Annotated in this window: 12 protein-coding genes; 11 read left to right on the plus strand and 1 reads right to left on the minus strand. The window is 67.4% G+C overall.

Features of this window, described 5'->3' with window-relative positions; translation table 11 throughout:
• The first annotated feature begins 167 nt into the window (after window positions 1-167).
• The 8 genes from PMI12_RS03805 (at window position 168) to PMI12_RS03840 (ending at window position 7,949) form a co-directional block, all read left to right on the plus strand.
• The gene (locus tag PMI12_RS03805; protein WP_007829314.1) at window positions 168-1,373 is read left to right on the plus strand and encodes an ABC transporter substrate-binding protein; all 1,206 of its coding nucleotides are present in this window, start codon (window positions 168-170) and stop codon (window positions 1,371-1,373) included.
• Window positions 1,374-1,395: 22 nt separating this feature from the next.
• Window positions 1,396-2,256: a branched-chain amino acid ABC transporter permease gene (locus PMI12_RS03810; RefSeq protein WP_007829315.1), complete on the plus strand. Its 861-nt coding sequence runs from the start codon at window positions 1,396-1,398 to the stop codon at window positions 2,254-2,256.
• 5 nt (window positions 2,257-2,261) lie between these two features.
• Window positions 2,262-3,221, plus strand: coding sequence for a branched-chain amino acid ABC transporter permease (locus PMI12_RS03815; protein ID WP_007829316.1), 960 nt, complete (start codon window positions 2,262-2,264; stop codon window positions 3,219-3,221).
• Complete coding sequence (locus PMI12_RS03820; protein ID WP_007829317.1) at window positions 3,218-3,985, plus strand: ABC transporter ATP-binding protein; 768 nt, start codon at window positions 3,218-3,220, stop codon at window positions 3,983-3,985. The genes PMI12_RS03815 and PMI12_RS03820 overlap by 4 nt, the downstream gene beginning before the upstream one ends.
• Window positions 3,982-4,695, plus strand: a complete 714-nt coding sequence (locus tag PMI12_RS03825) for an ABC transporter ATP-binding protein (protein WP_007829318.1) — start codon at window positions 3,982-3,984, stop codon at window positions 4,693-4,695. The genes PMI12_RS03820 and PMI12_RS03825 overlap by 4 nt, the downstream gene beginning before the upstream one ends.
• Window positions 4,696-4,729: 34 nt before the next feature.
• The gene (locus tag PMI12_RS03830; RefSeq protein ID WP_007829319.1) at window positions 4,730-5,986 is read left to right on the plus strand and encodes a Zn-dependent hydrolase; all 1,257 of its coding nucleotides are present in this window, start codon (window positions 4,730-4,732) and stop codon (window positions 5,984-5,986) included.
• Window positions 5,983-7,479: a M81 family metallopeptidase gene (locus PMI12_RS03835; protein WP_007829321.1), complete on the plus strand. Its 1,497-nt coding sequence runs from the start codon at window positions 5,983-5,985 to the stop codon at window positions 7,477-7,479. The genes PMI12_RS03830 and PMI12_RS03835 overlap by 4 nt, the downstream gene beginning before the upstream one ends.
• Window positions 7,480-7,571: 92 nt before the next feature.
• Window positions 7,572-7,949, plus strand: coding sequence for a nuclear transport factor 2 family protein (locus PMI12_RS03840; protein ID WP_007829322.1), 378 nt, complete (start codon window positions 7,572-7,574; stop codon window positions 7,947-7,949).
• A gap of 39 nt (window positions 7,950-7,988) precedes the next feature.
• On the opposite strand, the gene PMI12_RS03845 is transcribed toward PMI12_RS03840, so the two are convergent.
• Entirely contained in the window at window positions 7,989-9,128 is a 1,140-nt protein-coding gene (locus PMI12_RS03845; protein ID WP_007829324.1) for a helix-turn-helix domain-containing protein, read from the minus strand.
• Between the two features lie 179 nt (window positions 9,129-9,307).
• Between PMI12_RS03845 and PMI12_RS03850 the strand changes: the two genes are divergently transcribed.
• Genes PMI12_RS03850 through PMI12_RS03860 form a run of 3 tightly spaced genes read left to right on the plus strand, consistent with a single transcriptional unit; the run spans window position 9,308 to window position 13,015 of the window.
• A complete protein-coding gene (locus tag PMI12_RS03850; protein ID WP_007829325.1) occupies window positions 9,308-9,805 on the plus strand; it encodes a (2Fe-2S)-binding protein in 498 nt (165 codons plus the stop codon).
• Window positions 9,806-9,818: 13 nt separating this feature from the next.
• Window positions 9,819-12,203, plus strand: coding sequence for a xanthine dehydrogenase family protein molybdopterin-binding subunit (locus PMI12_RS03855; RefSeq protein WP_007829328.1), 2,385 nt, complete (start codon window positions 9,819-9,821; stop codon window positions 12,201-12,203).
• 20 nt (window positions 12,204-12,223) lie between these two features.
• Window positions 12,224-13,015 carry an FAD binding domain-containing protein gene (locus PMI12_RS03860; protein WP_007829330.1) on the plus strand — a complete coding sequence of 264 codons (792 nt, stop codon included), beginning with the start codon at window positions 12,224-12,226 and terminating at the stop codon, window positions 13,013-13,015.
• Window positions 13,016-13,054: the final 39 nt, after the last annotated feature.

The following is a 13,054-nucleotide window of genomic DNA, read 5'->3' on the forward strand; positions in this document are numbered from 1 at the left end:
CAGCGCGCGATCTTAAACGGCGTGATGCAGAGGGGTGGTCTGGTTTTGGGCACAGGGCTTGCTAGCGGGTTTTTACCAGCATATTAATCCTATTTATCCGCTTAAATTTGCCGGCGCCTGCTCTCCCTAGCCTCTTTTCTCCCCTTCACTACGACCGGAGTTCCTCCATGCAACGCAGACAACTTCTTCAACTCGCCGCCCTCTCGGCCGCTCCCGCCTCGCTCCTGGCCGGTCGCGCCGCCTTCGCCCAATCGGCCGATGCGATCCGTTTCGGCTGCCCGGTGCCCATGTCGGGCGCGTTCGCTGCCAATGGCAAGTTCGCCGACCTGGGCATGAAGCTGGCCATCGAGCAATACGGCAGCGTGCTGAAGCGTCCGCTGGCCTACACGGTGCTCGACACCGAAGGCAAGCCGGCGACCGCCGTGCGCAAGGTGCAGGAAGCCTCGCAGCAGCAGGGCGCGAAGTTCTTCGCGGGCGGCATCCTGTCGTCCGAAGCGCTGGCCATGGGCAAGGAGGCCGAGAAGGCCGGCGGCCTGTTCATCACCACCGCGGGCGCCGACGAGATCACCGGCAAGGACTGCAACCCCGCCACCTTCCGCTGGTCGGTGCCCACCTTCGGCGCCATCGAGCAAACCGTGCGCCCGCTGATCGCGTCGATGCCCAAGGCCAAGCGCTGGTACACCATCACGCCGCAGTACGTGTTCGGCGAGGGCCTGCTGGGCGCGGCCAAGAACATCTTCCAGGAGAAGGGCATCGAGCACGTGGGCAACAGCTACCACTCGCTCAACGAGAAGGAGTTCAGCGGCTACCTCACCAACGCCATGGCGGCCAAGCCCGACGTGCTGCTGCTGCTGAACTTCGGTGCGCAGTCGTCGGCCGCGCTGCGCCAGGCAGTGAGCTTCGGCATGCACAAGAACATGACGATCCTCATCGCCTGGGCCTCGGGGCTCGAGCAGTTCGACGAGCTGGGCGCCGACCTGTGCGACGGCGTGTACTTCGGTGCGCAGTACTGGCACACGGCCGACACCGCGCTCAACAAGGACCTCGTGAAGCGCACGGCCGACAAGCTCAAGATCGTGCCCAACTACAGCCTGGCGGGCTCGTACATCTGCACCAAGATCCTGATCGACGGCATCGTGAAGGCGGGCTCGGTGGACCAGAAGGCCGTCATCGCCGCGCTCGAAGGCATGAAGTTCGATGGCCTCACGGGCACGGAAGAAATCCGCAAGGCCGACCATCAGGTCGTCAAGGACTACTACCTGCTCAAGGGCAAGGCCAAGTCGAAGATGAAGGATGCAGCGGACTATGTCGACGTGGTGAGTTCCGGCAAGTCGTTCCTCCCGATCGACAAGAGCGGCTGCAAGCTGGCCTGACGCAACGCAAGCCAACGAGCCCATGACCGTCTACCTGCTCCAGACCATCAACGGAATCGGCATCGGCATGCTGTATTTCCTGCTGGCCGTTGGCTTGTCCATCGTGTTCGGCCTGCTTCGCTTCGTGAACTTTGCACACGGCGCTTTCTATCTGCTCGGAGCCTACCTGTGCTACCAGGCCATGCAGTGGGGCCTGGATTTCTGGGTCGCGCTGGTTGTGGTGCCGCTCGCCGTGGGCGCGCTGGGCTGGCTGGCCGAGAAGCTGCTGCTGCGCCGCGTGTACGCCAAGGCGCACGAGTTCCACATCCTCGTGACGGTGGGCCTGGCGCTCGCGGTGCAGGAGATCGTGATCGTGTTCTGGGGCCCGCTGGGCAACAGCGTGGCCACGCCCGACCTGCTGCAGGGCGTGGTCATGTGGGGCGCCTTCGTCTATCCCAAGTACCGGCTGTTCGTGATCGGCTTCACCGCCGTGCTCGCGGTGCTGCTGTGGTGGGTGCTCGAAGGCACGCGCCTGGGCAGCGCGGTGCGCGCGGGCAGCGAATCGACCGAGATGGTGTCGCTGCTCGGCATCAACGTGTTCCGCGTGTTCAGCCTGGTGTTCGCACTGGGTGCAGCCACGGCGGCGCTGGCTGGCGTGCTGGCCGCGCCGATCCGCGGGGCCGAGCCCTTCATGGGCGTCGAGGCGCTGAGCGTCGCCTTCGTGGTGGTGGTGATCGGCGGGCTCGGCAGCTTCGGCGGCGCGCTCGTGGGCGGGCTGCTCATCGGCATCGTGCAAAGCCTCATGAGCACCATCTGGCCGCCGGGGGCGAGCCTGATGATCTACATCGCGATGGCGGCCGTGCTGCTGCTGCGCCCGCATGGCCTGCTCGGCCGAAAAGGATGAACGCCATGCCGAGAAAAATCACTTTCCTTCTGGCACTGACCGCCGCGCTGGGCCTGCCGCTGGTTCTGCGCTCGGGCTCGCTCGCGAGCGAGGTGCTGATCTATGCACTCGCGGCCCTGGGTTGCAACCTGCTGCTGGGCTATACGGGGCTGCTGTCCTTCGGGCAGGGCATCTTCTTCGGGCTGGGCAGCTACACCATCGCGATCCTGCTCACGCGCCTGCACCTGCCGATGCCGCTCGCCCTGCTGGCGGCCGTGGCCATAGGCGCGCTTGGCGCGGCGCTGGTCGGCTGGGTCGCCATCCGCCAGCGCGGCACCTACTTCGTGATGCTCACGCTGGCCTTCGCGCAGATGTTCTATTTCATCGCCTACACCGCGACTGACCTCACGGGCGGCGACAACGGCCTGCTCGACGTGCCGCGCCCCGGTTTCATGGACACACCGTGGAAGTACTACGCCTTCGTCGCGGTGATCTTCCTGATCGCGTTCGGGCTGCTGCTGCGCGTGACCGATTCGATCTTCGGCCGCACGCTGCTGGCCATCCGCGACAACGAGGACCGGGCCGCCGCCGTGGGCTACGACCTCAAGCGCTTCAAGCTGCTGGCCTTCGTGATCTCGGGCGCCGTCACCGGCCTTGCGGGCGGGCTGCACGCGATGATGACCGGCATCGCGCCGCTGTCGAACGCCGAGTACCACACCAGCGAGATGATCCTGGTCATTACCGTGATCGGCGGCACCGGCAACCTGTTCGCCTCGGTGCTGGGCTCGGCCTTCTATGTGCTGCTGGCCGACTGGCTCTCCACGCTGTGGCCGCGCTGGCTGTTGTTGCTGGGCTTGCTGCTGATCGGCGTGAGCATCGGCATGCAGCGCGGGCTCTGGGGGCTGGGCGAGGGCGCGTGGCGCCGCATCTTCCGCAAGACATCGCCTGGCGCCAAAGTGCCTGCGGCCCTGGGAGAAAAAGCATGACGGGCATCCTCATCGAAGCCGTCGGCGTCACCAAGCACTACGGCAAGTTCGCTGCACTCGGCGGCGTCGACCTGAAGATCAGGCGCAATACCGTGCACTCGGTGATCGGCCCGAACGGCGCGGGCAAGACCACGCTGTTCCACATGCTCACGGGCACCGGCACCACCACGGGCGGCCGCATCCTGTTCGACGGCCACGACGTGACGCGCGAGCCCGACCACCGGCGCGTGCAGCGCGGCATGGCGCGCTCGTTCCAGGTCACGGCGCTGTTCCTGAGCCTGTCGGTGCGCGAGAACCTGCGCGTGGCGGCGCAGGGCGTTTCGCCGCGCCAGGCCATGAACTGCTGGTGCGCGCCGGTCGGCGAACTGGCCTGCACGCAGACGGTGGACGAGGTGCTGCAGCGCGTGGGGCTCGAACGGCTGGCGAACACGCCGGCCAGCGAGTTGTCGCATGGCCAGCAGCGCCGCCTCGAAGTGGGCATGGCGCTGGCCGCCAGGCCGAAGGCCATCTTCCTCGACGAGCCGACCTCGGGCATGGGCATCGACGACCTCGACGACATGAAGCACCTGATCCGCGGCCTGCGCGACCAGCACACCGTGGTGCTGATCGAGCACAACATGAACATCGTGATGGACATCTCCGACACCGTGACCGTGATGCAGCTGGGCCGCGTGCTTGCCGAGGGGCTGCCGGGCGACATCCGCTCCGATGCGCGCGTGCGCACGGCCTATCTCGGCAACATGATCACGGGGGGCAAGGCATGAGCGGAAGGAACATCCTCGAAGTCGAGGGGCTGCATGCCCACTACGGCAAGAGCCATGTGCTGCAGGGCGTTTCGATGCGCGTTGGCGATGCCGAACTGGTCACGCTGCTGGGCCGCAACGGCGCGGGCAAGTCGACCACGCTCAAGAGCATTGCCGGCGCGGTCACACCCACGGGTGGGCGCGTGCGCTTCCAGGGCGCGGACATCGCGGACATGCCGCCGCACCGCATCGCCGCACGCGGCGTGTGCCTGGTGCCCGAGCACCGCGGCATCTTCAAGCTGCTGACGGTGGAAGAAAACCTGCTGCTCGGCCTGCGGCGCGAATCGCCCTGGCAGCTGGCCGACATCTACCGCATCTTTCCGCGGCTGAAGGAGCGGCGGCGCAACGGCGGCGGGCAGCTTTCGGGCGGCGAGCAGCAGATGCTGGCCATCGGCCGCGCGCTCATGAACCATCCGCGCCTGCTGATCCTCGACGAGCCGGTCGAAGGCCTGGCGCCGGTGATCGTCGAGGAGATCGTCGCGCAACTCAAGACCATCAAGGCGGCCGGCGTGGCCATCCTGCTGGTCGAGCAGAACCTCGAAGTCTGCGTGCAGCTGGCCGACCGCCACTACATCGTGGAGCAGGGCGTGATCGTGCACGAGGCCGGCAACGCCGACTTCATGGCCGACCATGAAGTGAAAGACCGCTATCTGGGCGTGGGCCTTGCTTGAGGCTTCCCGCAACACTCTTCCTTATCGCAAAGCCATGAACTCACACACCGAACTCCGCATCGACGGCCAGCGGCTCTGGAACTCGCTGATGGAACTGGCGCAGCTCGGCGCCACCGAGAAAGGCGGCGTCTGCCGCATCGCGCTGACCGACCTCGACCGCCAGGGCCGCGACCTGTTCACGCGCTGGATGCGCGAAGCGGGTTGCGAAGTGCGCGTGGACGCCATCGGCAACATCTTCGCGCGCCGCGCCGGCCGCAACAACGCGCTGCCGCCCATCACCACCGGCAGCCACATCGACACGCAGCCCACGGGTGGCAAGTTCGACGGCAACTATGGCGTGCTCGCGGGGCTGGAGGTGATCCGCAGCCTCAACGACGCGAAGATCGAAACCGAAGCACCGCTCGAAGTGGCCGTGTGGACCAACGAGGAGGGCTCGCGCTTCGTGCCCGTGATGATGGGCTCCGGCGTGTTCGTCGGCGCCTTCACGCTCGAGCATGCGCTGGCGCAGCGCGACCACGAGGGCGTGAGCGTGTCAGACGCGCTTGCGGCCATCGGCTATGCAGGCAGCACGGCTGCTTCGGTGGCCGCGTCGCCGGTGGGCGCGTACTTCGAGGCGCACATCGAACAGGGCCCGGTGCTCGAAGCCAACGAGCGCGTGATCGGCGTGGTCGAAGGGGCGCTGGGCCAGCGCTGGTACGACGTGGTGGTCCAGGGCATGGAAGCGCATGCCGGCCCCACGCCGATGGAGCTGCGCAAGGACGCGCTGCTGGCCGCCTCCGAGCTCGTGATCGAGGTCAACCGTATCGCGCTGGCGCACGCGCCGCATGCGCGCGGCACGGTCGGCTGGATCGACAACTATCCGAACTCGCGCAACGTGATCCCGGGCCGCGTGAAGCTCAGCGTGGACCTGCGCGCGGCCGACGACGTGGTGCTGTCGGCCATGGATGCCGAGCTGAAAGAAGCGGTGCAGCGCATCGCGACGAAGGGCAAGGTCGAGATGTCGGTGGAACAGGTCGTCTACTTCCCGCCGCAGCCCTTCACGCCCAAGCTCGTGTCCGCCGTGCGCGAAGCCGCACAGGCGCAGGGCATGAGCTGGATGAACGTGATCAGCGGTGCCGGCCACGACGCCGTGTACCTCGCGCGCGTCTGCCCCACGGCCATGATCTTCGTGCCCTGCCTCGACGGCATCAGCCACAACGAGATCGAGGACGCGCAGCCCGACCACCTCGAGGCCGGCTGCAACGTGCTGCTGCAGGCCATGCTGCAAAGCGCGGGAGTGGCGTCGTCATGAAGGTGCTGATCGCGCGTCTCAACCACGAGACCAACACCTTCTCGCCCGTGCCCACGCCGCTCGCGGCTTTCGGCCCCGACGGCCCGACCTTCGGCGAGCAGGCCTACCGGGACAACAAGGGCATGCGCACGGCGATGTCGGCCTTCATCGACCTGGCGGAGCAGGCCGGCGCCACGCTGGTCACGCCGGTGTCGGCCTCGGCCAACCCGAGCGGGCCGGTCGACGCGCAGGCCTACACCACGCTCACGCAGTGCATCGTCGATGCGGCGCCGGGCTGCGACGCCATACTGCTCGACCTGCACGGTGCGATGGTCGCACAGAACAGTGCCGACGGCGAAGGCGACCTGCTCGTGCGCCTGCGCGCCGCGGCGCCGGGCGTGCCCATCGGCGTGGCGCTCGACCTGCATGCCAACGTCACGCCCGAGATGGTCGGCAATGCGGACGTCATCGTCGGCTTCAAGACCTATCCGCACATCGACATGTACGAAACCGGCGAGCACGCCGGCCGCCTGCTGTTCGACCTGCTGGCCGGGCGCAGCAGGCCGGCGATGCGTTGGCGCCGGCTGCCGCTGATGGCACACACGCTGCGCAGCGCCTCGTTCACCGGTGCGATGCAGCGCGCCATCGAGGCGGCGCGCGAAGCCGAGAAATCGTCGGAGTCGCTCGCGGTGTCGATCCTGGCGGGCTTCTCGCTGTCGGACATCGAGGCGCCGTGCATGAGCGTGATCGTGGTCGACGCGCAATCGCCCGAACGCGCGCAGGCCACGGCCGACCGCATCGCGATGCAGATGTGGAGCGAGCGCGAAGCCTTCATCTACCGCAGCGAGCCGCTCACGCAGTCGGTGGCCCGCGCAAAGCTCATCGCCCAGGGAGCCACCCGTCCGGTGCTGCTGCTCGACCATGGCGACAACTGCATGTCTGGCGGCAGCTGCGACACCATGGACGTGCTGCAGGAAGCGCTTGCGCAAGGGCTGCACGGCATCGGCGTGGGGCCGCTGTGCGACCCCGAAGCGGTGGCCGAGCTGATCGCGGCGGGGGAGGGCGCGGAGGCGACCGTCGCACTCGGCAACAAGGTCTCGCTGGAAGGCATCGGGTTGAAGAAAACGCCGGTGCGCCTGACGGGCACCGTGCGCACCATCGGCAACGGCGAGTACGTGATCACCGGCCCCACCTACACCGGCCAGCGCAGCAGCATGGGCCGCACGGTGCTGTTCGACATCGGCGCCGCGCGCATCGTGGTGACCGAGCGCACGCAGGAGCCGTGGGACATCGGCGTCTTCGAGTGCGCGGGGCTCGATCCGCGCAGGGAACGCTTCCTGCTGCTCAAGTCGCGCATGTACTGCCGGCCGGTGTTCGAGCCGCTGTCGGCCGCGCTGGTGGAGTGCGACAGCCCGGGTGTGACCAGTTCGGACTACGGCCTGTTCCCCTTCGGCAAGGTGCGCCGGCCGGTGTTTCCGCTGGATGCGAACGCCTCGATGGAGCTTGCCGCATAACCTGCCACGTCATCGACGCGAATCGCGTGCGGCGCGACCATTCCTTCACCCCGCGATGTTGCGGGCCGAACCCTTCGAAAGGAATCGTCATCATGAACACCGCCGCACACGATGCCACCGCGATTGCCCAACGCTACATCGCCGTCTGGAACGAAACCGACGCCGCGCGCCGCGCCGCGCTGATCGAAGCCGGGTGGGCCGCCAACGCGCACTACGTGGACCCGATGGCGCAGGCCAGCGGGCATGAGCAGATCAGCGCGCTGGTCGGCGCGGTGCACCAGCGCTACCCGGGCTTCCGCTTCAACCTGCTGGGCAAGGCGGACGCGCACGGCGACCATCTGCGCTTCTCGTGGACGCTGGGGCCGAGCGGGGCGGAAGACATGATCCAGGGCACCGACTTCGCCCAGCTGGATGCCGGCAAGCTCCGCTCGGTCACGGGCTTCCTGGACAAGGTACCCGTGGGGGCCTGAAGCAGCAGGAAGGCTGAATGAAAGCTGAACGCTGTGCGCTCAGTCCGGCATGCCGGCCGAGCGGCCGCGCCACAGCTTGCGGTAGACCGTGGCACGGCTGATGCCCAGTGCCCGCGCGGCTTCCGCCACGTTGCCGCGCGCGTCGGTCACCGCCTTGCGGATCAGCTCGGTTTCGACGTCGCGCAATCGCGGGCGGGTGCCGGATGCGGAAGCACCCTCGGAGCTGCCGCCGCGCCGGGGCCGCGCCTGCACCCGCAAGCCCGACCAGAGCGGCACTTCGAGCACCGCGTCGCCGCGCCGGGCCGCGTCGAACATCATGTGCAGGGGCAGCGCGAACAGGTCGTTGAAATTCAATGCGTGTTCGCAGCGCGCCAGCGGCTGGTGCAGCATCTGCCGGGCCGCCGCATTGGCGCCCGTGATGCCACCGCCAGCGTCGATGCACAGCAGTCCCTCGGTGGCTTCGCTGCTCGGGCTGCCCGGCCAGGCCAGGTGCAACAGCAGCTCGCAGGGCTCGCGGATCAGCAGCATGTTCTCGATGCTGCGCGCGGACAGGGTGGCCAGGTGGCGCAGCTCCGGGCGCTCGACCACCTGCACGCCGGTCAGGTCGAGCATGCCGATGCAGTCGCCCCGGGGACCGAAGAGCGGCGCGCCCGCGCAGCTGTAGACGCTGGTGTCGTCGAAGAAATGCTCGCCGCGGTGCAGCCACACCGATTCCTGTTCGGCCAGCGCGGTGCCGATCGCGCTGGTGCCGATGGCGCGTTCCGACAGGTCGACGCCGACGCGCGCGATGTCGCGCGCATGGCGGCTGGCGGCGTCGACGCCGCCGGGCAGGTTGCCCACGTCGATCACGACGCCGTCGGCATTGGTCAGGATGGCGAAATAGCGGGTGTCGGCGATGGCGCGCGAAAGCCGGTCGATCACCGGCCGGGCCGCGGAAACCAGCGCCCGGTTGTGTTCGGCGACATCGCAGCCGGCAGCCCGGCTCACCGGATCGAAGCTGACCCGCTGCTGCGGCCGGCGGCCGGCCTCGATGCAGCGCTGCCAGGAACGGGTGATCCACGAATCGACGCACGCGGCACCGCGCGCACGGGGCGGCGACTCGCCCTCGATCAGTTCGCGGCGGGCTTGGGCAATGGCCAGGGAACGCTCAGGAGGTGGCGAAACGACAGTGGCGGGCATCGTGGTTTTTCGCGCGTGTGGGGCGGCTTTTCCCGGCTCGCCGGACGGCAAGCTGTTTCATTTTGAGAATTTCGTTCGCTCTGTGCAAGAGTCGAGGGTTTTGCCTAGGATAGTGCGAAAGGTGGGCATCCAAGATGCTTTTTGCTGAACCAGCCATCACCTTTCACGGAGACAGCCAAATGCAGGTCGCTTTCAAGGTCAACGGCCGTCAGGTCACGGTCGACGCTCCTCCCAATACTTTCCTCGTCCACGCCATCCGAGAGCACCTCCACCTCACCGGAACCCACGTCGGCTGCGACACCGCCCAGTGCGGCGCCTGCACCGTCCACGTCAACGGCAGGGCAGTCAAGTCGTGCAACATCCTGGTCGCGCAGGCGACGGGCGCGGACATCACCACCATCGAGGGCATCGCCGAGGCCGACGGCACCATGCACCCGATGCAGGCTGCATTCAAGGAGTGCCACGGCCTGCAGTGCGGCTTCTGCACCCCGGGGATGGTCATGAGCGCCATCGACCTTTGCACCCACCACCCCAAGTCGAGCGAGTCGGAAATCCGGGAGCTGCTCGAGGGCAACCTGTGCCGCTGCACCGGCTACCAGAACATCGTGAAGGCCGTGAAGATGGGCGGCGAGGCCATGGCCTCGGGTACGCCGGTCAAGACAACCGTCACGGCGTGAAAGGAGCAACATCATGGGTGCTTCCGACTTCTCGAACCTGCCGCACATCGGCGAGGCCCTGCGGCGCAAGGAAGACTATCGTTTCCTGACCGGCGCCGGCAACTACACGGACGACATCACGCTGGCCAACCAGAGCCATGCGGTCTTCGTGCGCTCGCCGCACGCCCATGCCGCCATCAAGTCGATCGACATCGCCGAGGCGCTGAAGATGCCCGGCGTGGTCGGCATCTTCAGCGGCAAGGACATCGAAGGAAAGATGGGCGGCCTGCCCTGCGGCTGGCTCATCAACAACCCCGACGGCACCCCCATGAAGGAGCCGATGCACCCGATCCTCGCGATCAAGAAGGTGCGCTATGTCGGCGACCACGTCGCGATGGTGGTGGCCGAGACGGTCGAGCAGGCCAGGAACGCCGCCGAGGCGGTGGTGGTCGACTACGAGGTGCTCCCCGCGCTCGTGAGCGTGGCCGATGCGGCGAAGAAGGCGAGCGGCGTCACGCTGCACGACGAGGCGCCCGACAACCAGTGCTACAAGTGGGCGCTCGGTGACAAGGCGGCGGTCGACGCGGTGTTTGCCAGCGCCGCGCACGTCACCAAGCTCGACCTGGTCAACAACCGGCTGATTCCGAACCCGATCGAGCCGCGCGTGGCCATCGGCAGCTACAGCCGCGGTACCGACGACTACACGCTGTATGTGTCGAACCAGAATCCGCACGTCGAACGCCTGCTGATGACGGCCTTCGTGCTGGGCCTGCCCGAGCACAAGGTGCGCGTGATCGCGCCCGATGTGGGGGGCGGCTTCGGCTCCAAGATCTTCCTGTATGCCGAAGACGTGTGCCTCACCTGGGCCGCCAAGCAGCTCAACCGCAACATCAAATGGACGGCGGAACGCTCCGAGTGCTTCCTCTCGGACGCGCACGGCCGCGACCACGTGAGCCACGCCGAGATGGCGATGGACAAGGACGGAAAGTTCCTCGCGCTGCGCGTGCACACCGACGCCAACCTCGGCGCCTACCTGTCGACCTTCTCGACCGCGGTGCCGACCATCCTCTACGCCACGCTGCTGGCGGGCCAGTACACCACGCCGCAGATCTACGTCGAGGTGGATGCCTGGTTCACCAACACCGCGCCGGTCGACGCGTACCGCGGCGCGGGGCGGCCCGAGGCCACCTATCTGCTGGAGCGGCTGGTGTCGCGCTGCGCCTGGGAAATGAACCTGGGGCAGGACGAGATCCGCAAGCGCAACTTCATCAGCACCTTTCCCTACCAGACGCCGGTCGCGCTGCAGTACGACACGGGCGACTTCCACGCCTGCATGGACAAGGCCCGCGTGCTGGCCGAGGTCGATGGCTTCGCCGCGCGCAAGGCGGCCAGCGAGGCCGCAGGCAAGCTGCGCGGCATCGGCTACTCGAGTTACATCGAGGCCTGCGGCATCGCACCGTCGAACATCGCCGGCGCGCTCGGCGCGCGCGCCGGCCTGTTCGAATGCGGCGAAATCCGCGTGCACCCGACCGGCAGCGTGACGGTGTTCACCGGCTCGCACAGCCATGGCCAGGGGCATGAGACCACCTTCGCGCAGGTCGTGGCGGCGCGGCTGGGCATTCCGGTCGAGAACGTCGACGTGGTGCACGGCGACACCGGCCGCGTGCCCTTCGGCATGGGCACCTACGGCTCGCGTTCCATCTCGGTGGGCGGCGCGGCCATCATGAAGGCGCTCGACAAGATCGAGACCAAGGCCAAGAAGATTGCCGCGCACCTGATGGAGGCAAGCGACGCCGACATCGAGTTCGCCAATGGCGAGTTCACGGTCAAGGGCACCGACAAGAAAATTCCGTTCGGCCAGGTGGCGCTCACGGCCTACGTGCCGCACAACTACCCGCTCGACAAGCTGGAGCCCGGCCTGAACGAAACCGCCTTCTACGACCCGACCAACTTCACCTTCCCGGGCGGCACCTATATCTGCGAGGTCGAGGTCGACAAGCAGACCGGCGAGGTCAAGGTCGACCGCTTCACCGCGGTGGACGACTTCGGCACCATCATCAACCCGATGATCGTCGAGGGCCAGGTACACGGCGGGCTGGTGCAGGGCATCGGCCAGGCGCTGCTGGAAAACTGCGTCTACGACAATGAGACCGGCCAGCTGCTCACCGGCAGCTTCATGGACTACGCCATGCCGCGCGCAGGCGACTTTCCGCAGTTCAAGCTCGACACCGTGTGCACCCCCTGCACGCACAACCCGCTGGGCACCAAGGGCTGCGGCGAGGCGGGAGCCATCGGCTCGCCGCCGGCCGTGATCAATGCCGTGCTCGACGCGCTGGCGCCGCTGGGCGTCAAGGACTTCGACATGCCCGCCTCGCCCAGCCGCGTCTGGGAAGCGATGCAGGCCGCAGCCACACACTAAAACAAAGAAGGAACCACACCATGTACGCCTTCACACTCGAACGGCCCACTTCCGTGGCCGACGCGGCCAAGCTCGTTGCCGCAGGCGCCAAGCCGCTGGCGGGCGGCCAGACCCTGCTGGCTTCGATGAAGCTGCGGCTCTCGGCCCCCGATCAGCTGGTGGACCTGAGCGGCATCAAGGAACTCACCGGCATCGCGAAAAACGGCAATGCCATCACCATCGGTGCCATGTCGCGCCATCTCGACGTGGCGAACAACGCCGACGTGAAGGCCGCCTTCCCGGCGCTGGCCGACCTGGCCGCGCGCATCGGCGACCGGCAAGTGCGCGCGATGGGCACCATCGGCGGCTCCGTGGCCAACAACGACCCTGCCGCCTGCTATCCCAGCGCGGTGCTGGGCTCCGGCGCGACGGTCATCACCTCGAAGCGCGAGATCGCGGCGGACGATTTCTTCCTGGGCCTGTTCACCACGGCACTCGAAGAGGACGAACTGATCACCGCGATCCGCTTTCCCATTCCGAAGCGCGCCGTCTACGAAAAGCTGCGCCAGAAGGCGTCGAACTTCCCGCTGGTCGGCGTGTTCCTTGCGCAATACGACAGCGGCGTGCGCGTGGCGATCACCGGCGCGGGCAACGGCGTGTTCCGCCATGCGGGGCTCGAGGATGCGCTCAACAAGAGCTTCACGGCGGCCGCTGCCGCAGCCGTGAAGATCGACGCGAGCGACCTGAACAGCGACCTGCATGCTTCGGCCGCGTATCGCGCGAACCTTATCAGCGTGCTGACGCAGCGCGCAGTCACCAAGGCCCTGGGCTGAAGAAGCCGGGGTTGTTGTTCGCTCAACGGAAGACGCGAC

This window comes from Variovorax sp. CF313 (assembly GCF_000282635.1).
Lineage (GTDB): Bacteria > Pseudomonadota > Gammaproteobacteria > Burkholderiales > Burkholderiaceae_C > Variovorax.